We start from the raw sequence: 25,606 nt of genomic DNA on the forward strand, positions 1-25,606 counted from the left end.
TCGCCGACACCGAGCTCACCCATCGCCCCGTGCCGTCGATCGCGTTCAACTATCTCGGCAACGTGGCGGGCGACGCGGCCGGAACCGCGGGTGGCGCCGACGCGGTCACCGGAGGGTTCCTGCCCGACCCGGTGGCACCCCGCCTCCCGGCCACCGCATCCGGCGCGATGGCGTCGACCGGGCTGACCGTCACCGTCGGAACCGTCATGGGACGCGCCGGGCGCGAGTTCAGTGCGGAGTTCGCGGCACCCACGGGGATGCTCGACGTGGCCCTCGTGCGTGACCTCGCCGACCGGTGGTCGGCGGAGCTGGCCACGATCGTCGCCTACGTCGAGGAGGTCGGCGATCCCGGTCTGTCGCCGTCGGACGTCGTGGGGGTCACGGTGTCGCAACCGGATCTGGACGATCTGGCGGTGCGGTTCCCGGGTGCGGCGGTGTGGTCGTTGTCGCCGCTGCAGCGCGGCCTGTACTTCCAGTCGGAGCTGGCGGCCGGGGGCCGATCCGCCGGTGCGGTGGATGTGTATGTGGCGCAAGCGGTCCTGTCGTTCACCGGTGCGGTGGATGTGATGCGCCTGCGCGGTGCGGCGCAGGAGTTGCTCGACGCCCACCGGGTACTTCGGTCGGGGTTCGTGCGCACCGGGTCGGGTGCGGTGGTCGCGGTGGTGCCGGAATCCGTGGAGGTTCCGTGGCAGCAGCTCGAACTCGTCGTGCCCGGTGCCGATCCCGGTGCCGATCCCGACGCCCCGGATCTCGAAGTCCCGGATCTCGACGAGACGGTCGCCGGACTGGCAACGGCACAGCGGCTCGAACCGTTCGATCTGAGCGCCCCGCCGCTGATCCGGTTCGCCGTCGTGCGCGCGGGTGACCGGACCCGTCTGGTGGTGACCAGCCACCACATCCTGCTCGACGGGTGGTCGTCGCCGCTGATGCTGGCGGACCTGCTCGCGTTGTATGCGACCGGGCAGACCTACACCGGAACCCCCGGTGACCGCAGCGGGGGTTGCGGCAAGGACTACGCCGACTTCCTTTCCCATGTGGCACAAGCAGACTCCGCTGCCGGTCTGGCGGCATGGCGGGAGGTGCTCGCACCGGTGCAGGCGCCGACGCTGGTGGCCCCGGGACGGGAGGCGACTCTCGACCAACTGCCGCGGGATCACCTGCGGGTGCTCGGGCCGGAGCTGACCGCATCGATCGAGGCCACCGCCCGCGAACAGGGCGTGACGGTGTCGACGGTGCTGCAGTTCGCGTGGGCGGTGCTGCTGTCCCGGGTCACCGGGCAGCGAGTGGTGTCCTTCGGCGAGACGGTCTCCGGCCGACCGGCCGATCTCGACGGTGTCGAGTCGATGGTGGGGCTGTTCATCAACACCCTGCCCTCGGTGGTCGACGTCGACCCGGCGGCGTCGGCGGCACAGGTGCTGGCCGCGATGCAGACGGCCAAGGTGTCGGTACTCGACCACCAGCAGATCCCACTGCCGGAACTGATGGCGGCGGCCGGACACGGGCAGTTGTTCGACACGCTGGCAGTACACGAGTCGTACCCGGTGAACACCGACTCGCTCGCCTCGGCGGCCGTGGGCGGACTGCAGATCGGTGAGATCACCGCCACCGATGCGACGCACTACCCGCTGTCGATGGTGACCGGAATGACCGGTGACCACCTCGAGGTGAAGCTGAAGTACCTGCCCGCGGCCTTCGGAGACCGCCAGGTCGAGGTGTTCACCGATGCGCTGGTCCGCATCCTCGAGACCGTGGTCGCGGCTCCCGATACGCCGACCGCCGCGATCGCCCTCGCCGACCCGCAACGGTACCGGCGGTCACTGCGCACCCCGGTGACCGATACCGCGAACTCCGGTGCATCCCTGGTGGATCTGTTCACCCGGTCACCGGCCGCAGGGACCACCGCGATCGCCGTCTCCGACGGTGTTCGCAGCCTCACCCACACCGAGCTCGACCGGCGATCGTCGGCCGTCGCCGACGCGCTCACCGCCCGTGGCGTCCGGCCCGGTGATCTCGTCGCCGTCGCCCCGGCCCGCACCGTCGATCTGGTGGTCGCGATCCTCGGCGTGCTGAAGGCCGGCGCAGCCTATCTGCCGCTGGACATGACCAATCCGCCGGAACGCCTGGCCTACATCCTGTCCGACGCCGCACCGCGGATCGTCCTGACCGACGCCACGACCGCCGGCGCCGAGCTGTGGACCCGTGTGCCCGATGGCGTCACGGTCGCCGACATCGCCCACCTGGAGGCCGAGACCGGCGGTGCGCCCAGGCTTCCCGCGCGCACGATCGCCGCCGACAGCCGCGCGTATGTGATCTACACCTCCGGCTCCACCGGTCGCCCCAAGGGCGTCGAGGTCACCCACCGGGATGTGGTGACCCTGATGGACACCGCCGCAGGCGACTTCGACTTCCGTGCCGACGACGTGTGGACGCTGTTCCACTCCTATGCCTTCGACTTCTCGGTCTGGGAGCTGTGGGGACCGCTGTCCACCGGCGCCCGGGTGGTGCTGGTCGACAGGGACCTCGCGCGTGATCCGGCACTGTTCCTCGATCTCCTCGACCGCGAACGGGTGACGGTGCTCAGCCAGACCCCGTCGGCCTTCTACCAGCTCGCCGACGCCCGCCGCCGTGACCCGCGCCCGCTACCGCTGCGGTATGTGGTCTTCGGCGGTGAGCAACTCGGCTTCGACCAGGTCCGACGCTGGTTGGACGACAACCCGTCCGACACCGCCGTCCTGGTGAACATGTACGGCATCACCGAGACCACGGTGCACGTCAGCTTCCGCGAACTCGATCCGGCCACGGTGTCGGCGGGCGACGCCAGCTTCATCGGGCGCCCGCTGGAATCGCTGGGCGTCCACCTCCTCGACGCCCGCCTGAACCCGGTCCCCGAGGGTGTGATCGGCGAGATGTACGTCACCGGTGGACAACTCGCGCAGGGCTACCTCAACCGGCCGGACCTCACCGCGACCCGGTTCGTCGCCTCACCGTTCGGCACCGGCGACCGCATGTACCGCACCGGCGATCTCGCCCGGCGCATCGGCGACGACATCGAGTACCTCGGCCGTGGTGACGCCCAGGTCCAGTTGCGGGGCTACCGCATCGAATACGGCGAGGTGGAGTCGGCGCTGCTGTCGGCACCCGGTGTCACCGCCGCCGCCGCAGCGGTCGTCACCCTGCCCGAGCGAGGCCCCGTGCTGGTCGGCTACGTCGTGGCCGATTCCGGCTCTGCTGCTGCCGATTCCGGCTCGGCTGCGGCCCCGGCAGAACCGCTCGACGCCCAGGAGATCCGGCGCTCGGCGGCTGCGCACGTCCCGGGATACATGGTCCCCGACCTCGTCGTCACCGTGGACACACTGCCGCTGACCGCCAACGGCAAACTCGATCGTGCTGCGCTTCCTGTGCCGGAATCCGCCACGACCACAAAGAATTTCGTCGAGCCACGAACCGCCGCAGAGCAGGCGGTGGCCGCAGTCTTCGCCGACGTCCTCGGCGTCGGCGCGGTCGGTGCCACCGACTCGTTCTTCGATCTCGGGGGCAACTCGCTGTCGGCCACGCGGGTGGCCGCACGCACCGCCGAGGCACTCGGCGTGGACGTGTCGGTGCGCGACCTGTTCGAGGCGCCGTCGGTGCGCGCACTGGCCGAGACGCTCGCCGGCCGGGGCGACGCACTCGCGCCGATCGTCGCTGTGTCGCCGCGGCCGCACCACATCCCGCTGACCTTCGCGCAACAGCGCATGTGGTTCCTGAACCGGTTCGATCCGGCGGCGTCCACCTACAACATCCCGGCGGTGCTCCGGCTGACCGGTGCCGTGGACCTCGACGCCCTGCGGTCGGCGGTCGGCGACGTGGTCGCCCGGCACGAGATCCTGCGCACCACCTTCCCCGCCGTGGACGGGGTGGCCCACCAGCACGTCCACCCGGTCGCCGAGATCCCGTCTCGTCTCGACTGGCAGGTCGTCGACTCGCCCGTGGGGATCGAGACGGCCGTCGCCGACGGATTCGACGTCACCACCGATCCGGCGTTGCGGGTGCGCGTCGCGGTTCTCGGCGACGACGAGTTCGTGCTGGCCCTCGTCGTGCACCACATCCTCGCCGACGGCGAGTCGATGGCACCGCTGATCACCGATCTCGTCACCGCCTATACCGCCCGGAACGACGGGCGGGAACCGGATTTCGAGCCCCTGGCGGTGCAGGTCGCCGATGTCGCGATCTGGCAGCACTCGACGTTGGGCGATCCGTCGGACGCCACGTCGGTGCTCGGTCGGCAGCTCGACCACTGGGCGCGGCAACTCGACGGTCTGCCCGACGTCCTCGAGCTCCCGGCCGACCGGCCTCGACCGGCACTCGCCTCACACCGCGGTGGTCGTGCCGAGACCCGGATCCCGGCCGAGGTGGGCAGGGGAGTCGTCGAGCTGGCTCACGACCGGGGCATCACCCCGTTCATGGTCGTCCACGCCGCCCTCGCGGTGATGCTCGCCCGGCTCTCGGCCACCGACGACATCGCGGTCGGTACCCCGATCGCCGGACGCGGGCAGTCGGTGCTCGACCCGCTCGTCGGCATGTTCGTCAACACCCTGGTGCTGCGCACCGGGATTCGGCCCGACATGACCTTCGCTGCGGTGCTCGACGACGTCCGGGCGGGGGATCTCGAGGCCTTCGGCAACGCCGACGTCCCGTTCGAGGTACTCGTCGAACGACTGAATCCCACCCGGTCGGAGGCCTTCGCGCCGTTGGCCCAGGTGATGCTCTCGTTCGATCCGGCGGCCTCCGCCGACGACGTCCTCGCCGCCGTCACCGAGCCGGTGATCACGCCCGTGGTGTCGGGATCCCCGGCGGCACAGGTGGATCTGTACATCACGGTGTCGAGTGCGGCACCGGGTACCGAGTGGCCGGTGTCGGTGGTGTACGCCACCGACCTGTTCGACGAGCCGACGGCGCACCGGCTGGTCCGGCGCTTCGCCGAGGTGCTCGGCGCACTCGTCGCCGACCCGGCGACCTGCGTCGGCGACGTGGAGATCATGAGCCCGGCGGAGACGGCCACGGAGGCCGGCCGTGAGTCCGGCGGTGAGATCGCACTCCCGGCGTTCGGGTCGGTCGCCGACGCCGTCGCCGCACAGATGACGGCGACACCGGATGCCACCGCGCTGCTGGTCGGTGACCGTCGGATCACCTACGCGGAGTTCGCCGCCCGCGTCGCCGTCCTGGCGCGGCAGTTGCGCCGGCTCGGCGTCGGCCCGGATGACGCCGTGGGTCTGTGCATCCCGAGATCGGCGGAGATGGTGGTGGCCATCCACGCGGTGATCGCCGCAGGCGGCCAGTACGTCCCGATCGACACCGGTGCACCGGCCGATCGCGTCGAGTACATGGTGTCGACCGCACGCGTCGGTGTCGTCCTGGTGGGCGCCGGGACGGTGCCGCCGTCGATCGCCGCACTCGAGCGCATCCGGTGTGTCGAGGTGGACTGTGGCGGTCTGTTCGACCCGGCCACTCCCGCCCTCACCGACGCCGACCGTGTCCGCGCCATCCGGCCCGACGACGCCGTCTACACCCTGTTCACCTCGGGCTCCACCGGGCGCCCGAAGGGTGTCACCCTGACCCACGCCGCGGTCCTCAACCGTGTGTGGTGGGGACTGGACGAACTCCCGATCGACACCACCGACCGGGTGATGCTGAAGACGCCGTACACCTTCGACGTGTCGGTCCCGGAACTGTTCGCGCCGTTGATGGTCGGCGCCACCATGGTCGTGTTGCGCGCCGATGGGCACCTCGACCCGATCCACGTCGCCGACGAACTCGCCCGCACCCGCACCACGATGGTCCACTTCGTGCCGTCGATGCTGGCGGTCTTCCTCGACGTGGCGGGGGAGGAGCGGGTGCGATCGCTGAGGTCGGTCCGGATCGTGTCCACCACCGGTGAGGCGCTGCCGCCGTCGGTGGCCGCGCGGCTGCGCGCATGGATGCCGCAGGTCCGGTTCTACAACCTGTACGGCCCCACCGAGGCGGCGGTCGAGATCACCTACGAGTCGATCGAGACCGTCGAGGCGGGCGCGTCGTCGGTGGCCATCGGTGTGCCGGTGTGGAACTCGTCGGCGGTCGTCCTCGACGGACGTCTGCGGCGGGTGCCGACCGGAGTGCCGGGCGAACTCTATCTGGGTGGCGTCCAGCTGGCCCGGTGTTATGCCGGACGCCCCGACCTGACCTCCGAGAGGTTCGTCGCCGACCCGTTCGGTGCCGGCGGGACACGGCTCTACCGCACCGGTGACCTCGTTCGGCGCCGGCCCGACGGGGTCCTGGAGTACCTGGGCCGCACCGACTTCCAGGTGAAGCTGCGCGGCCAGCGCATCGAACTCGGCGAGATCGAGGCCGTGATGGCATCGGCACCCGGCGTGGTGCACGCCGCGGCGACGGTGGTGGACTCACCGCACGGCGGGCAGCACCTGGTCGGCTACGTCGCCGCGCCCGGCGGCCGCCCGGTGGACCTGGAAGCTGTGAAACAGGCGGTGGCGCAGTCGCTACCGGAGTACATGCGTCCGACCACCTGGATGGTGCTGACCGAGGTCACCATCAACAGCGCGGGCAAGCTGGACCGGAAGTCGTTGCCGGTGCCCGAGTTCTCCGCCGTGGAGTACATCGGGCCCGCCACCCCGGCGGAGGAGATGATCGCCGATGTCTTCGCCGAGTTGCTCGGCGTCGATCGGGTCGGTGTCACCGACGACTTCTTCGCGCTCGGCGGCAACTCGCTGTCGGCGATGCGCCTGGCCGCCCGGGTCGCCGACGTCGTCGGCTCGCAGGTGTCGGTCCGTGATCTCTTCGAGGCCCCCACCGTGCGGACCCTGGCCGCACACGTCGCCCATCGGGCGGGAGGATCGGAACCGATCACCGCCGTCATGCCACGGCCGGACCGGATCCCACTGTCCTTTGCGCAGCAGCGCATGTGGTTCATCAACCAGTTCGACCCCTCGGCGCCGACGTACAACATCCCCGTCGTCCTCGAACTGTCCGGCGCGCTCGACGTCGATGCCCTCGGGCATGCGCTCGTCGACGTCGTGATCCGCCACGAGATCCTGCGGACCACCTTCCCGTCCGTCGACGGGGCACCCGTCCAGCAGGTCGACGACGCCGCGACGGTGGCCGCTCGCCTGGACTGGCAGGTCGTCGGCTCACGTGCGGAACTGGAGGCCGCGCTGACCGCCGGCTTCGACGTGAGCACGCGATGGCCGGTGCGGGCACGCCTGTGGCGCAACGCCGCCGGCGCACACCTGCTCGGCGTGGTGGCCCACCACATCGCCGCCGACGGACAGTCGATGGCCCCGCTGATGACCGACCTGATCGTCGCCTACGCCGCGCGGATCGCCGGTGAGGCACCACGATTCGAGGCGCTACCGGTGCAGTTCGCCGACGTGGCGCTGTGGCAGCACCGGGTGCTCGGCCGGTCGGACGATCCGGACTCGGTGGTCGGTGCGCAGCTGGTCTACTGGCTCGACCGGCTGTCCGGGGTGCCCGACGTACTCGACCTGCCCACCGACCGGCCACGGCCGCAGGTCGCGACGGGGCGCGGGGCGCGCGTCACCTTCGAGATACCCGCCGAGGTGGCCGACCGGGCCGCGGCGATCGGCGCCGAGCACGCCGTCACCGCCTTCATGGTCGCCCACGCCGCGCTCGCGGTGCTCCTCGCCCGGTTGTCGGCGACCGACGACATCGTCGTCGCCACCCCGATCGCCGGGCGTGGCCGGCGCGAACTCGACCTGCTCGTCGGCATGTTCGTCAACACACTGGTGCTGCGCACCGGCGTGGATCCGGCGGTGAGTTTCACCGATCTGCTCGGCCACACCCGCACCGTCGACCTGGATGCCTTCGCCAACGCCGACGTGCCGTTCGAAACCCTCGTGGAGAAGATCAATCCGGTGCGGTCGGAGGCGTTCGCCCCGCTGGCCCAGGTGATGCTGACCCTCGATCGTTCGGCGATCCCCGGTGTCACCGATCCTGCGGTCGGCATCCCGGCAGGCGAGCACGCCGGACTCACGATCTCCGCGCTGCCGGCACCCGTGGTGGCGGCGCAGGTGGATCTCGCGATCGGGCTGACCGTCGGCGAGCGGGGCGAGAGCTGGTCCGGGACACTGATCTACGCCACCGATCTCTTCGACGAACCGTCCGCACAGCGCTTCGCGGCGTCGTTCTCCGACGTGCTGCACGCGGTCACCGCCGACCCGCAGATCGCGGTCGGTGACGTCGCCCTGCTCGACGACCGGCAACTCCGGGACCTCGACGGGTGCTCGCGCGGTGCGCGGACCCGGTACGCCGCGGGCACCATCGCCGACGCCGTGGCCGCCACGATCGCCGCCGCGCCCACCGCGGTGGCCCTGCACCACGAGGGCCGCGAGGTGTCCTACGGTGAGTTCGGTGAGCGCGTCGATGCCCTTGCGCGACAACTCATCACACTGGGTGTCGGTCCCGACGTCGCGGTGGGCGTGTGCCTGCCGCGGTCGGTGGAGATGGTCGTGGCGATCGCGGCGGTCGTCACCGCGGGCGGACAATACGTCCCGATCGACACCGCGGCGCCGACCGACCGTGTGGCGGGCATGATCGCGACCGCCGGGATCGGTATCGTGCTGGTCTCCGGCACGGTCTCCCCGGCGATCGCCGAGATCGTCGACGGTGCGGACGCGACGGTCACCGTGCTCGCCGTCGATGCGTCGGCACCGGTCACCGGCGATCACACCCCGGTCACCGACGCCGAGCGCATCGCCGCGCTGCGCCCCGATCACGCCCTGTACACGCTGTTCACGTCCGGCTCCACCGGCCGGCCCAAGGGTGTCACCGTCTCCCATGCCGCCGTGCTCAATCGCCTGCACTGGGGACTCGACGAATACCCGTGGGGCCCGGCCGATCGCATCGTCCAGAAGACCCCGTACACCTTCGACGTCTCGGTTCCGGAGCTGTTCGGTCCGCTCCTGGCCGGGGCGCAGATGGTGATCGCCCGGGCGGGCGGACACACCGACCCCGAGTACATCGGCGATCTGATCACGGCCACCGGGGCCACCTCGGTCCACTTCGTCCCGTCGATGCTGGCGGTCTTCCTCGACGTGGTCGGGCGTGACCGGTTGCGCGAACTGACCACGCTGCGATGGTTGTTCGCCTCCGGTGAGGCGCTGCCACCGGCGGTGGTGGCGCAGGCCCACGAGGCGTTGCCGTGGGTGGGTGTCCACAACCTGTTCGGTCCCACCGAGGCCGCGGTGGAGGTCGCCCATGCCGACGTGACCGACGCCCCGCGGATCATCCCGATCGGACGCCCGGTGACCAACACCGACACCTGGGTGCTCGACGCGCGGCTGCGGCCGGTGCCGGTCGGCGTCCCAGGTGAGCTGTACCTCGGCGGCGTCCAACTGGCCCGCGGATATGCCGGCCGGCCGGACCTCACCGTGCAACGATTCGTCGCCGACCCCCACGGTGATCCCGGTGCCCGGCTGTACCGCACCGGAGACCGGGTGCGGTGGAACGCCTCCGGCGCGATCGAGTACCTCGGCCGCACCGACTTCCAGGTCAAGCTGCGCGGTCAGCGGATCGAGCTCGGCGAGATCGAATCGGTCCTCGCGGCCGCCGACGGTGTGGTGCATGCCGCGGTGACCGTGGCCATCGCGCCGTCGGGTGCCCAGCATCTGGTGGGCTACCTGGCGCCGGCCACGGTCGACCTCGACGTGGTGCGCACCCGGATCGCCCGCGATCTACCCGAATACATGCGGCCCACCGTGTACGTACGGCTCGAGACCGTCCCGCTGAACCCGGCGGGCAAACTCGACCGCCGCGCCCTGCCCGTCCCGGACTTCGGGATCGGCGACGAGCACGTCGCCGCCGAGGGCACCGTGGAGGTGGCACTGGCGGCCATCGTCTCCGCCGTGCTCGGCGTCGACGACGTGTCGGTGACCGAGTCGTTCTTCGCACTCGGCGGCGACTCGATCATGTCGATCCAGCTCGCCTCCGCCGCGCGCGCCGCGGGGATGGGGCTCTCGCCACGGGATGTCTTCGAGCACCGCACCGTCCGGGCGCTGGCCCGGGCGGTGATCGCGGGCGCGAACACCCTCCCGGCGCTCGCGGAGCCCGACGGCGGGCCGACCGGCGGGCTTCCGGTGCCGCCGATCGTCTCCTGGATGCTCGAACATTTCGACACCACAGCCGATCTCGCCGATTTCTCGCAGGCCTCGGTACTGCAGGCACCCACCGGGATCACCGCCGAGGTGCTCGCCGACCTGCTCGGTACGGTACTCGCCACCCACCCGATGCTGAGCGCTGCGCTGACCGTCGACGACACCGTCCCGCGACTCGTGACCGGTACCCGCACCGACCTCGCCGGGCCGGTGACGGTGACCGGGTCGGCCGACCCCGTCGGCTCGGCGGGATTCGTCGACGCGGTGACCGCCGCACATGCCGACGCCGCCGGTCGACTCGACCCGGCGGCGGGCCGGCTGGTCGAGGCGGTGCTGGTGACCGACCCCGCCGGGGCCGGGTGGATCGTGCTGGTCATCCACCACCTCGGCGTCGACGCCGTGTCGTGGTCGGTGATCATCGAAGACCTCGTCACCGCGTGGGCCGCCCACACCGCCGGACAGACCCCCGCGCCACGTGCCGAACAGACCTCCATGCGGGCCTGGACGAGCGCACTGGTCGACCAGACCGACCTGCGCACAACCGAACTCGGGCACTGGCTGCACCGGCTGCCGGTGCGTCCGACAGCGCTGGGCGCCCAGCTCGACCGCAGCCGCGACCGGGCGGCCACCGCACGATCGGTGGTTGCGCGCGTCGGATCCGAACTCGCCGAGGAGATCCTGACGTCGGTACCCCGGGCCTTCGACGCCGGTGTGGAGGACGTGCTGCTGGCCGCCCTGGCGCGTGCCGTCCGATCCTGGCAGGCCGAACGCGGCATCGTCGACGACGCACCGGTCTCGGTACTGGTCGAGGGACACGGCCGCACCGAGGAGATCCTCGCCCGCGGCGACGACCCGCGCAGCGCCGACCTGTCGCGCACCGTCGGCTGGTTCACCACTGTCGTGCCGGTCGCACTGGACCCGTGTACCGACCCGGTGCACGCGGTGAAGGCGGCCAAGGAGGAGCGACTGGGCCGCCCCGACGCCGGAGTGGGTTTCGGTGTCCTGCGCTATCTCGCCGACACCGAGCTGTCGGCGCGTCCGCTGCCGTCGATCGGCTTCAACTACCTGGGCAACGTTGCGGGTGGGCCTGCGCGGTCCGGAGATCTGCTGCCGGTGGGGCAGGAGATCCGGCTGCTCGGATCCCCGGCCGGCCGGATGGTCGCCCTGAACTCGCTGACCATCAATGCGAGTACGGTGCCCACCGCGGACGGTCGTGAGATCAGCGCCGACATCGCCTTCCCCGCAGCACTGTTCGACGATTCCGACATCACCGACCTCGCCGACCGGTGGCTGGCCGAACTCGGTGCCGTGGCCGCCGTCGTGGCCGGGGGCACCCCGCTGGGTCTGTCCCCGTCGGATGTGCCCGGTGCCGATGTCGGGCAGGCCGACCTCGACGACCTCGCCGCTCGGTTCGGTGACGCGGTGATCTGGCCGCTCGCACCCCTGCAGCAGGGCCTGTACTTCCAGGCCGAACTCGCCGCGGCGGGTTCGGCGACCGGTGCCGTCGACGTGTACGTGACCCAGGTGATCGTGTCGGTCGGCGGTGACGTCGACGCCGAACGGCTGCGCGAGGCCGCCCACCGATTGTTCGATCACCACCGGGTGCTGCGGTCGGGATTCGTCCGCACCATCGGCGGTTCGGTGGTCGCGGTGATCGCCGATGACGTCGAGATCCCTTGGGAAGTGGTCGACCTCGGCGATGATCTCGCCTCGGTGACCGATGCCGAGGACGATCGGATCGCGCGGATCGCCGATCGCGAGCGGCTGCAGCGGTTCGATCTCGATCGGCCGCCGCTGGTCCGGTTCGTCCTCGTCCGCCACGCCGGCGGTGCCCATCTGGTGGTCACCAACCACCACATCCTGCTCGACGGATGGTCCGGGCCGCTGGTCCTCGCAGATCTGCTGGCGCTGTATGCAACCGGGCGCACTTACACCGAGAATGCGGGTACCGCAGGCGATTTCGCCGACCATCTGCGTCGGCTGGCGACCGCCGACACCACTGCGGCGAGGGCGGCCTGGCGAGAGGTCCTGGCCCGGGTCGACCGGCCGACACTGGTCGCCGCCGGACGTGAGGCCTCCGTCGACGATCTCCCGCAGGAACGCGTGCTGACCGTCCCCGCCGACCGCACCGCGGCACTCGATGCCGCCGCCCGCGATCTCGGCGTCACCCTGGCCACCCTCGTCCAGTTCGCGTGGGCGGTCCTGGTGTCGCGGGTCGGCGGCGAACAGGTCGTCACGTTCGGCGAGACCGTCTCCGGACGCCCCGCCGACCTCGACGGTGTCGAGTCGATGGTGGGACTGTTCATCAACACGCTGCCCGTCGTGGTCGACGTCGATCCGGACCGTTCGGTGCGAGATGTGCTGGCCCGCCTGCAGTCGGACAAGGTCGCGGTGCTCGACCATCAGCAGATCGGCCTCCCGGACCTGCTCGCGATGACCGGGGTCGCCGGCGCAGTGTTCGACACCCTGATGGTGCACGAGTCCTATCCGGTCGACACCGACTCGCTGACCGGCACCGGGACCGGGACCGATCTCGAGATCGTCGACGTCGTGACCCGCGACGCCACCCACTACCCGCTCACCCTGATCTCGTCCCTGCGGGGTGACGCCCTCCGGATGACGCTGGCATATCTGCCGTCGGCCTTCGGCGACCGGCAGGTGGAGATCTTCACCGACATGCTGCTGCGGGTGCTCGACGCCGTCGCCGAGACGCCGTCCCCACCGGTCGGCGACATCGCGCTGCTCGACGTGGACCGCTACGTCGAGGCCCTTGTGGAACCGGTGCCCGGCCCCCGATCCGGGCGCAGTCTGGTCGACCTCGCCGGCGAGTCGTTCACCCGGTTCGCCGATCGCGTGGCGGTCACCGCCGGACGGTCGGCACTCGGATACGGCGACCTCGACCGGCGGTCGGCCGCGGTGGCCACCGCGCTGATCGACCGCGGTGTGCGGGTGGGGGACCTGGTCGGCGTGGCCACCGGACGCGGCACCGATCTGCCGGTGGCGATCCTCGGTGTCCTGCGCGCCGGGGCCGGCTACCTGCCGCTCGATCTGACCAACCCGACCGAACGCCTGCGGCACATCGTCACCGACGCCGCACCCGCTGTGGTGATCACCGACGCCGGCTCGGCGGGCGCATCCCTGTGGGCGGAGCTGCCCGAATCCGTGGCGATCGCCGACATCGGGTCACTGGTGTCCGACGGCGCGGCGCATACACCGGCGGACCTGCCGCGGGTGCACCCCGACACCCTCGCCTACGTGATCTACACGTCGGGTTCCACCGGTGTGCCCAAGGGGGTGGCGGTCAGCCATCGCGACGTGGTGGCCCTGCTCGACGCCGCGGCGGCCGAGTTCACCCTGTGCGAGACCGACACCTGGACCCTGTTCCACTCCTATGCCTTCGACTTCTCGGTGTGGGAGTTGTGGGGCGCACTGTGCACCGGGGCCCGGTGCGTGATCGTCGACCGGGACGTCGCACGCTCCCCGGAGGAGTTCCTCGGCCTGCTCGCCGACGAACATGCCACCGTCGTCAGCCTCACCCCGTCGGCCTTCGTCCAGCTCGGCGAGGCGCGGCGACGCACACCGACCGCACTCCCGGATCTGCGCTACCTCGTCTTCGGCGGCGAGGCACTGGAATTCGAGTATGTCCGCCGCTGGTTCGACGAGCACCCCGCCGACACCGCGACCCTGGTCAACATGTACGGGATCACCGAGACCACCGTGCACGTCAGCTTCCGCGCACTCGATCCCGCCGTGGTCGCCGCGGGTGACGCCAGCTTCGTCGGCCGGCCGCTGAACAGCCTGGGCATCCACCTCCTCGACGGCCGGCTGCGGCCGGTGCCCGACGGCGTCGTCGGTGAGATGTATGTGACCGGACACCAACTGGCACAAGGATATCTGCGGCGGAGGGGACTGTCGGCGACACGTTTCGTCGCCTCCCCGTTCGGCACCGCCGAGCGCATGTACCGCACCGGTGACCTCGCCCGCCGCATCGGTGGGGACATCGAATACCTCGGACGCGGCGACGCCCAGGTACAACTGCGTGGCTACCGGATCGAATACGGCGAGGTCGAGGCGGCACTGCTCGCGGCGCCGGAGGTACTCGCCGCCGCCGCACGCGTCGTCGAGATGCCCGGGCGCGGTGACCAACTGATCGGCTATGTGGTGCTCGGCGGTACCGGACCTGGTTCCGGGGAGCCCGATGCCCAGCTCATCCGGGCGAGCGCCGCGAAGGTGGTACCCGGCTACATGGTTCCCGACGTGGTGATGGGAATCGACCGGCTGCCGCTGACCGCGAACGGCAAACTCGACCGCGGCGCGCTGCCGATCCCGGAGCCGGTGGCACACACCGGCGGGATCGTGGAGGCCGCGAGCGCCGACGAACTGATGCTCGCCGAGGTGTTCGCCGATGTCCTCGGACTCGACGATCCGGCCGAGATCGGGGTCACCACAGGCTTCTTCGACATCGGCGGCAACTCGTTGTCGGCGTCGCGGCTGGCGGCCCGGGTGGCCGATGTGCTCGGCGTGGACGTCTCGGTACGCGATGTCTTCGAGGCACCGTCGGTGCGGGCACTGCTGGCCTTGGTCGCCGACCGTGGTGCCGGCCTCGCCCCGATCACCGCGGTCAGCCCGCGACCGGAGCACATCCCGCTGTCGTTCGCCCAGCAGCGCATGTGGTTCCTCAACCGCTTCGACGCGCGGTCCGCGGCTTACAACATCCCGGTGGTGGTGCGGATCCGGGGACGTCTCGAGGTACCCACCCTGCGGACGGCGCTGCTCGACGTCGTCACCCGGCACGAGATCCTGCGCACGGTGTTCCCCGCACAGGACGGTGCCGGCCGTCAGATGATCCTGTCGCCGGAACAGATGGTCGACCGATTCGACTGGGCGGTCGTCGATTCCGCGGCCGATGTCGATTCCGCGGCCGACGTCGAATCCGCGGTGATGTCGGGGTTCGACCTCACCGAGACGCTGCCGGTCCGGGTGCGGCTGTGGCCGGTGTCGGCCGACGAGCACGTCCTGGCCGTGGTGATGCACCACATCGCCGCCGACGGCGAGTCGATGGTGCCGCTGGTGACCGACATGACCACCGCCTACGCGGCCCGGACCCGCGGTGTGGAACCGGACTTCACGCCGCTCTCGGTGCAGTTCGCCGACTACGCGATCTGGCAGCATGCCGAGCTCGGCTCGGCCGACGCCGCCGACTCGGTGGTCGGCGCCCAGCTGGCCTACTGGACCGGCGCGCTCGCCGGACTGCCCGATCTCCTCGAACTGCCCACCGACCGGCCACGTCCGCCGGTGGCATCACAGCGCGGTGCCCGGACCGGACTGGGCATCCCCGCCGAACTCGCCGACCGCATCGCAGCGGTGGCCCGCGATGTCGGGGTCACCCCGTTCATGGTGGTGCACGCCGCTCTCGCGGTACTGCTCGCCCGGCTGGCGACGGCCGAGGACATCGCGATCGCCGTTCCGGTCGCCGGACGTGGACAGCGCGTCCTCGACCCGCTGATCGGCATGTTCGTGAACACCCTGGTGTTGCGCACCGGGATCGTCGCCGACGAGACGTTCACGGACCTGTTGCACGGTGTCCGTACCGCCGATCTGGCGGCCTTCGCACACGCCGACGTCCCCTTCGAGACCGTCGTCGAGGCACTCGAGCCGACCCGGTCAGAGGCCTTCTCGCCACTGGCACAGGTGATGCTGACCTTCAACGAGGCCGCCCGCGGTGCCTCGGTGATCGAGGCGATCGGTGCGGTCACCGGTGACGAACTCACCCTCACCGCGGTGGAGCCCGCCGAGGTGCCCGCACAGCTCGACCTCAACGTCGTGGTGTCCACCGCACCGGCCGGGCAGAACTGGGATCTCCGGACCACCTATGCCACCGACCTGTTCGACGAGGCGTCCATCGACCGGCTCAACCGGCGGCTCGTGCGGGTACTCGACCTGCTCACCGCGACCCCGGACGGCGCCGTCGGCGATATCCGGATCGTCGACGACGCCGAGAACCGCACCATCGAGGGCACCGAACTCGGTGCCGTGGTGGATCTTCCGCCCATGAAGACGGTGGATCTTCCGCCCATGAAGACGGTGGATCTTCCGGCGGTGACCACCGTGGCCGACGCGATCGCCGCGGGTATCGCGGCGCACCGCCGGTCCGTCGCGCTCGTCGCCGGCGACCGGGAGATCTCGTTCGCCGAGTTCGGTGCCCGGGTCGGCACCCTCGCCCGCGATCTCATCGCCGCCGGTGTGGGACCCGATGTGGCCGTGGCCCTGTGCATTCCGCGTTCGCCGGAGATGATGGTGGCCGTCCACGCGGTGATCGCCGCAGGCGGACAGTATGTGCCCGTGGAGATCTCGGCACCCGCAGACCGTGTGGAGTACATGCTCACCACCGCCGGTGCCGCGGTGTTGCTGACCGCCGCCGAGACCTCCGGGTCGGATGCCGCGACGGCGGCCCGAGCCGCCGGGATCGCGGTGCTGACGGTGAACACTTCCGGTCCGGCCGATCTCACCGTCGCCCCCGTCACCGACGCCGACCGGCTTGCCCCGCTGCGCCCCGACGCGGCGGTCTACACCCTGTTCACCTCCGGATCCACCGGTCGCCCCAAGGGGGTCACGCTCTCGCATGCCGCCGTGCTCAACCGCCTGTGGTGGGGACTCGACGAACTGCCCCTCGACACCACCGACGTGGTGCTGCAGAAGACGCCCTACACCTTCGACTGCTCGGTTCCGGAGTTGTTCGCGCCGTTGATGATCGGTGCGACGACCGTGGTCCTGCGCGACGGCGGCCACCTCGACCCGGTCCATGTGGCCGACGAGATCGAACGCACCGGTGTGACGATGGTGCACTTCGTGCCGTCGATCCTGTCGGTGTTCCTCGAGGTCGTGGAGACCGACCGGCTCGCCCGGCTCGACACGGTGCGGATTCTCTCCACGACCGGTGAGGCGCTGCCGCCGGCCGTGGCCGCGACCGTCCGGCAGATCTGGCCGGAGGCGTTGTTCTACAACCTGTACGGCCCCACCGAGGCCGCGGTCGAGATCACCTATCGGCGCATCGAGACCGTCTCGGCCGGCGACCCGACGGTCCCGATCGGCGTGCCGATGTGGAATTCGTCTGCGGTGGTGCTCGATTCACGTCTGCACCGAGTCCCTGACGGTGTCGCCGGTGAGCTCTACCTCGGCGGGGTCCAGCTCGCCCGCGGCTATGCCGCCCGGGCCGACCTGACCGCCGAACGGTTCGTCGCCGACCCCTACGGGGCACCCGGGACACGGCTGTACCGGACCGGCGACCTGGTGCGCCGCCGCGCCGGCGGTGTGCTGGAGTACCTGGGCCGCACCGACTTCCAGGTCAAGCTGCGCGGCCAGCGGATCGAGCTGGGGGAGATCGAGGCGGTGATCGCCTCGGCGCCGGGCGTGGTACACACCGCGGCGACCGTGGCGACGGCACCCGGCGGGGGAGAACACCTCGTCGGCTATGTGTCGGCCGCGACCGGCACGGAGATCGACCTCGACGCGGTGCGGGCGACCGTCGCCGCCGCACTACCGGAGTACATGCGGCCCACCGTGTGGATGCCGGTCGACCACCTCGCCCTCAACACGGCGGGCAAGATCGATCGAAAGGCGTTGCCGGAACCGGTCTTCGAGGCATCGGAGTACGTCGAACCGGAGACCGGCACCGAGCGCACGCTGGCCGCGGTGTTCGCCGAGGTACTCGGCACCGACCGGGTCGGTGCCACCGACCACTTCTTCGATCTCGGTGGCAACTCGCTGTCGGCGATGCGGCTCACCGCCCGCGCCGGCCAGATCCTCGGCCGCGAGCTGGGGGTCCGGGACCTGTTCGATGCACCGACCGTGCGTGACCTCGCCGCGCGGATCGGCACCCCCGACCACAGCGGCGCGGCACCCGGACCGGTCACCGTGGCCGATCCACGCCCGGAGCGCATCCCGCTGGCCTTCGCGCAGCAGCGCATGTGGTTCATCAACCGGCTCGACCCCGCCTCGCCGGCCTACAACATCCCGGTCGTCCTGCAGGTGTCGGGCGATCTCGACGTGGACGCGCTGCACGCGGCACTGATCGCCGTCGTCGTGCGCCACGAGATCCTGCGGACCACCTTCCCGTCGGCCGACGGCATCGGATACCAGAAGATCGGGCGGGTGTCGTCGGTGGCGGCCCGGCTCGACTGGGCCGTGGTGGACTCGACCGACGAGATCCGGGAGGCGGTGGAGACCGGGTTCGACGTCACCACCGCGTGGCCGATCCGGGTACGGGTCGCCCGTACCGCACCGGCCGAGTACGTCATCGCCGTGATCACCCATCACATCGCCTCCGACGGTGAGTCGATGGCACCGCTGATCGCCGACCTCACCACCGCCTACCTCGCCGAATCGGCCGACACCGACCCCGACTTCGCGCCGCTGGCAGTGCAGTTCGCCGATGTCGCGATCTGGCAGCACCGCGTTCTGGGCAGCCCGGAGAACCCGGGATCGTCGGTGGGCGGACAACTGGCGTACTGGACCGGCCGGCTGGCCGGCCTCGACCCGGTCGGCGACCTGCCGACCGATCGGCCGCGCCCACCGGTCGCCTCGGGACGCGGTGGCCGCGTCGGATTCGGGATCGACACCGGCCTCGGTGCCCGGATCGACGATCTCGCACGCGAATCCGGTACGACACCGTTCATGGTGGTCCACGCCGCACTCTCGGTGGTCCTGGCCCGGCTCGGTGCCGCCGACGACATCGCGGTGGGGACCCCGATCGCCGGTCGCGGCTCCGCGGAGCTGGATCCGCTGATCGGTATGTTCGTCAACACACTGATCCTGCGGACCCGAGTCGACCGGGACGCCACATTCGCCGCCCTCCTCGACGAGGTCAGGCGCACCGATCTCGACGCCTTCGCCAACGCCGACGTCCCGTTCGAGGCCGTCGTCGAGGCGTCCGGGGCGCCGCGCTCGGCGGCGTTCGCACCGTTCTCACAGGTGTGGCTGACCTTCGACCAGTCCACCCTGCCCGAGACCGCCGGGGCCGATCTGGCCGCCGGGCGGCTCGGCGACCTCACGCTGACCCCGCTGACGCCGGACACCGTGCGGGCCCGGGTGGACCTCATGGTCTCGGTGGCCCATGCCGACGCCGCACCGTGGCAGGCCTCGATCGTGTACGCCACCGACCTGTTCGACGAGCCGACGGTGTCGGGGCTGGCCGAGCACCTCGTCGGGGTGCTCGAGGCCGTGGTCGCCGATCCGCGCATCCTCGTCGGTGACGTGCCGTTCTCGGCGGGTACGACCGTCGGGGAACTGGCCCGCGCACCCCGGCCGGTGACCCCGGCGCCGGTGGCGAGTTCGTTCGATCCCGCCGCCTTCGATTCGGATGTGGTGGTGACCGGCGGGCGCCAGACCCCGCCGGTGATCCTCGCCGACATCGTCGCCACCGCCGCCACCACCTGGGGGCCACGGCAGGCCGTGGTGGACGCCGACGGTGAGATGCTCACCTATGCCGAGCTCGATGCGCGCTCGAATCGACTGGCGCACTGGCTGATCGGGCAGGGGATCGGCGCCGAGTCGCTGGTCGCGCTCGCGATGGGCCGATCGGCACGTCTGCTGACCGCGATCTGGGCGGTCGCCAAGACCGGCGGCGGCTACGTCCCGATCGACGCCGACTACCCGGCCGACCGGATCGCCACGATGATCGAGGACTCCGGGGCAGTGCTGGGACTCACCGTCGCCGCCGCCGGAGATCTGCCGGGTACGGCATTCGAGTGGATACGGATCGACGACGACGCGGTGACCGCGACGATCGCCTCGACCTCCGACGCGGCGATCACCGACACCGATCGCCTCGCCACGGTCCATCCGACCTCGATCGCCTACGTCATCTACACCTCCGGGTCGACCGGCCGGCCGAAGGGCGTGGCGGTCACCCACACCGGGCTGGCGAACTTCGCCGCCGAGGAGATCCGCCGCAGCGGTGCCGACGAGTACGCGCGGGTCCTCGGCTTCGCGTCGCCGAGTTTCGACGCCTCGGTGCTGGAGTACCTGCTGGCCACGGTGTCCGGCGGTGTCCTGATCTACCGGCCGTCCGACGCCGTCGGCGGTCCGGGGCTGGCCGACCACATGGCCCGGCAGGCGGTCACCCACGCCTTCCTCACCCCGTCGGTGCTGGCGACCCTGGAGCCACACGGTGTTCCGACGCTGCGCGTGGTCTATGCGGGCGGCGAGGCGGTGCCGCAGGCGCTCAAGGACCAGTGGGCGGCGTTCCGGCGGGTGCAGAATCTGTACGGCCCCACCGAGACCACGATCGGCGTGACGATCAGTGCGCCGATGGGTGTCGGCGAGCCGGTCACCCTCGGCGGTCCGCTCGCCGGTGTCGGGCTGATGGTGCTCGACACCCGGCTGCGTCCGGTCCCGGTGGGTGTGCCCGGGGAGCTCTACGTGTGTGGCGGCGCACTCTCGCGCGGTTACCTCGACGACCCGGCACGCACGGCGAGCCGGTTCGTCGCCAACCCGCACGGGCCGGACGGTGACCGCATGTACCGCACCGGTGACGTCGTCCGGTGGCGGCAGAACAGTGCCGGTGAGGTGGTCCTGGACTACTCCGGCCGCAGCGACGACCAGGTCAAGCTGCGTGGTCTGCGGATCGAACTCGGCGAGATCGAGGCGGTGCTGGCAGGCCATCCCGGTGTGCGCGCCGCGGTGGTGGTCGGCGTCGGTGGTTCGGTGGCGACGGCACTGGCCGGCTACGTGGTGGCCGACACCGGGTCGCTCGACGTCGACGAGGTCCGTGCCCATGTCGCCGAACGCCTTCCCGCCCACATGGTCCCGTCGTCGATCACGGTTCTCGACGCACTGCCGTTGACCCCGGTCGGCAAACTCGACAAGCGGGCGCTGCCCGATCCGGTGATCACCGCGGGCGAGTTCGTCGCGCCGGCCGATCCCACCGAGGCCGCGATGGCGCGGGTCTTCGCCGAACTCCTCGATCTCGATCCCGCCGAGGTGTCGGTGACCGCCGACTTCTTCGATCTCGGGGGCAACTCGCTCTCGGCGACGCGGCTCGCCGCCCGGGCCGGGGAGGCGCTGTCGGCGGAGATCTCGGTCCGCGACGTCTTCGCGGCCGGATCGGTGCGGGCGCTGGTGGCCGCCGCGGCCGGCCGGGACGGCGGCATCGTCGCCCCGATCGTGGCCGAACCGGCACGGCCGGACCGTATCCCGCTGTCGTTCGCACAGCAGCGGATGTGGTTCATCAACCAGTTCGACCCGTCGTCGCCGACCTACAACGTGCCGATCGTGATGCGCGTGAGCGGTCCGCTCGACATCCGGGCACTGCGGTCGGCGATCGCCGATCTCGTGGTGCGCCACGAGATCCTGCGCACCACCTTCGTCTCCGTCGACGGTGATCCGGTGCAGCTGATCGGTGACGTCGCCGAGATCGGCGACCGGCTCGACTGGGCGGTGGTGGACACACCGGCCGAGCTCGAGACGGCGGTGACCACCGGATTCGACGTCACCGCCGACCTGCCCCTGCGGGTCCGCGTGCTCACCCTCGCCGAGGGCGAGGCCGTGGTGGCGGTGGTGACCCACCACATCGTCGCCGACGGCGAGTCGATGGCACCGCTGATCGGTGACCTGATCACCGCCTACGAGGCCCGGCTGCGGGGTGCGGCACCGGAGTTCGCGCCGATGGAGATCCAGTTCGCCGATTTCGCACTCTGGCAGCGCGAGACCCTCGGCGACACCGGCGATCCGGACTCGGTGGTCGGCAGGCAACTGCGTTACTGGGCCGAACAGCTCGACGGTCTGCCCGACGTCCTCGACCTGCCCGCCGACCGGCCACGGCCACGCGTCGCCTCGCAGCGGGGGGCCTCGGTGGCCTTCGACCTGCCGGCCGACGTCGCCACCGCGGTCGCCACGATCGCCCGCGAGGCCGGGGTCACCTCCTACATGGTCGTGCACGCCGCACTCGCGGTGCTGCTGGCCCGGTTGTCGGCGACCGACGACATCGCGATCGGCAGTCCGGTCGCCGGGCGTGGCCGCCGCGAACTCGACCCGCTGGTGGGCATGTTCGTCAACACGCTGGTGTTGCGGACCCGGATCGACCCGGACATGTCGTTCGCCGATCTGCTCGCGGTGGTGCGCGAGACCGACCTCGACGCCTTCGCCAATGCCGATGTGCCGTTCGAGACCGTCGTCGAGACCCTCGCTCCGGTGCGGTCGGAGGCCTTCGCGCCGCTGGCGCAGGTGTGGCTGACCCTCGACCAGTCGGTGCTGCCGGAACTGGCGCCGGGCGCACCGGCGGCGACGATCGCCGGCCTGCAGATCACCCCGGTCGACGACCTGGGCGTCCCCGCCAAGGTGGATCTGCTGATCAGCCTGACCCCGGGCGCCCCCGGCGACCGGTGGCAGGGCGCGATCGTCTATGCGACCGATCTGTTCGACGCCGACCGCGTCGCCGACCTGGCCGCCCGTCTCACCCGTCTGCTCGCCGACCTGACCGCGGCACCGCAGCTTCCGGTGTCGGCCCCGGCACTGGTGACCGCCGACGAGCGCGCGGCGATCGCGGGCTGGTCGGACGGCGCCGAGGTCGGTCTCACCGACGAGGCACTGCGCGGGGCGCCGACCCACGGCACCCTGGCCGACGTGATCGACGCCGCCTGGCGCCGGTTCGGCGAGGCGACCGCGGTGACCTTCGACGGTCGGGCGATGTCGTTCACCGAACTGGGTTCCCGGGTCGGTGCCACCGCCCGCCGCCTGATCGGTCTCGGCGTGGGACCGGATGTGGCGGTGGGTGTGTGCACGCCGAGATCCTTCGAGATGGTCATCGCGCTGCAGGCGGTGCTCGCCGCGGGCGGACAGTATGTGCCGATCGACACCGCCGCCCCCGTCGAGCGTGTGCAGTACATGCTCGACACGGCCGGTGCGGTCGCGGTGATGGTCGCCGGACATGCTGTGCCCGAGGTGATCTCCGCGCTCGCCGCGGACACCGGTATGCCGGTGGTCGCCCTCGATGCCGACGACCCCGTCGACGGCGAGGTCGCCGCGATCACCGACGCAGATCGAACCGCGCCCCTGCGGCCCGATCACGCGGCCTACACGATCTTCACCTCCGGATCGACCGGTCGCCCCAAGGGGGTCACCGTGTCCCACCGGTCGGTGTTGTCGCAGTTGATCTTCGACCAGGACCACTACGCCTTCGGACCCGACGACGTCTTCCTGCAGGTCCTCGACTACACCTTCGACCCGTCGGTGCTGGAGTTCCTCCGGTGGATGTATGACGGCGGCCGCCTGGTGATGATGCGGCCGGGGGAGCACCGCGATCCGTGGGCCGTCGCCCGCCACATCGCCGACCATCGCGTGACCAGCGCCATCATGGTGCCCTCGATGCTCTCCTCGCTGCTGGAGGCGATGAGTGAGGCCGGGACGGAATGGATCTCGTCACTGCGTCATCTGCACACCGGTGGCGAGGCCCTGACACCGGCGGTGGTCGACCGTCTGCTGGGGCTGTGGCCGCACGTGGGTCTGCACAACCAGTACGGCCCCACCGAGGCGACCATCTTCGCCACCATCGCCGAGGTCCGGCCCGGTCCGGTGACCGTGCCGATCGGCCGGCCGCTCTGGCATGTCGGCGCCCACGTCCTCGACAGCCGGCTGCAGATGGTACCGGCCGGGGTGCCGGGCGAGCTCTACCTCGGCGGGCTGCAGATCGCCCGCGGCTACGCCGATCGTCCCGGTCTCACCTCGGAACGGTTCGTCGCCGACCCCTTCGGGCAGGCCGGTGCTCGTCTCTACCGAACCGGCGACATGGTCCGCTGGAACCGGGACGGACATCTGGAGTACCTGGGCCGCACCGACTTCCAGGTCAAGCTGCGCGGCCAGCGGATCGAGCTCGGCGAGATCGAGGCGGTCGTCGCCGCGGCGCCGGGTGTCGTTCACGCCGCCGTCGCCCTCGGCCGGGCACCGGCCGGCGGCGAGGTGCTGGTGGCCTACGTCGACGGACCGGCCGGACTGGACCGCGAGACGCTGCGCACCCACGCGGCGGCGCACCTCGTCGAGTTCATGCAGCCCTCGGTGTGGATGATCCTCGACGACATGCCGCTCAACACCGCGGGCAAGGTCGACCGGAAGTCGTTGCCGGAACCGGATTTCGGTGCGATCGACGAGGAGTTCGTCGAGCCGGTCACCGAGGCCGAACGCATCCTGGCGGCACTGGTCGCCGGGCTGCTCGGACTCGACCGCGTCTCGGTCACCGAATCGTTCTTCGTACTCGGCGGGGACTCGATCATGTCGATCCAGCTGACCTCGGCGGCGCGTGCCGCCGGACTCTCGCTCTCACCGCGGGAGATCTTCGAGCTCAAGACGATCCGTGCGATGGCCGCCGCGGCCGCCGATCACACCGATCGCCTGCCGATGCTGGCCGAACCGGAGGACACCGGCGGCGCCGTCGACATCCCGCCGATCGTGTCCTGGATGCTCGAGTTGTCCGACGGCCCCGAGTTGTCCGACGGCCCCGGGTTGTCCGACGGCCCCGGGTTGTCCGACGGCCGCGAGCCGTTCGCGGACTTCACCCAGTCGCGGGTGCTGATCGCACCCACCGGGTCGACCCGCGACACCGTCGCGGCGATCGTCGCCGACGTCGTCGCCGCCCACCCGATGCTCACCGTGTCGCTGCGTCGGGCCGGTGCCGGCTGGGACCTGGTGGCCGACGGGGTGTTCGATCCGCAGACCGCCGTCACCGAGACGACCACCGGACTCGCGGTGGACGATGCGGGCTTCGCCGAGGTGGTGCGGACCGCCCACGCGCAGGCCTCGGGTCGCCTCGACCCGTCGACCGGTGCCCTGGTCGCCGCCGTTCTGGTCCATGCCTCCGGCGGCGAGCAACGCCTCGTCCTGGTGATCCACCATCTCGGTGTGGACGCGGTCTCGTGGCCGATCCTGATCGAGGACCTGATCACCGTGTGGACCCGGCGCACCGATGACGCACCGGTGCAGGTCAGGCCCGAGATCACCGGTGCGGCAGCCTGGTACGGTGCGCTCGCCGGCCAGGCCGGGGCCCGGACCGCCGAGCTCGACCACTGGCTGGTCCGGTCTCCGCTGCAGCCGACCGACCTGGGGGTCACGCCCGACCGCTCCCGCGATCGGGAGGCCACCGCGAGATCGGTGATCCACCGGGTGTCGGCCGCCACCACCGAGGCGGTGCTCACCGGGGTGCCCGAGGCCTTCGGCGGCACCGCACAGGACGTGCTGCTGGCCGCACTCGCACGGGCGGTGCGCCGCCGGCAACGTGAGCGTGGGATCGCCGACGACGCAACGGTCGTCGTGCTCACCGAGGGTCACGGCCGGGCGGAGGAGGCCATCTCCGGCGGAACCGATCCGCGGCGGGCCGACCTGTCGCGCACCGTCGGATGGTTCACCACCATCGCCCCGGCGGCACTCGACCCGGCAGTGGACATCGTGCACGCGGTCAAGGCGGCCAAGGAGGAACG

General features: G+C 71.1%; 1 protein-coding gene (cut by both window edges). It reads left to right on the forward strand.

All 25,606 nt of this window come from inside a single coding sequence — locus ACWDUA_RS14830, non-ribosomal peptide synthase/polyketide synthase (protein WP_449751763.1), on the forward strand. Of the gene's 40,317 coding nucleotides, 9,634 precede the window and 5,077 follow it; the stretch shown corresponds to coding positions 9,635-35,240 — codons 3,212 (partial) to 11,747 (partial); the first complete codon in view begins at position 3. Both codon boundaries (start and stop) fall beyond the window edges.

The sequence above is a fragment of the Gordonia sp. NPDC003376 genome, from assembly GCF_053589235.1.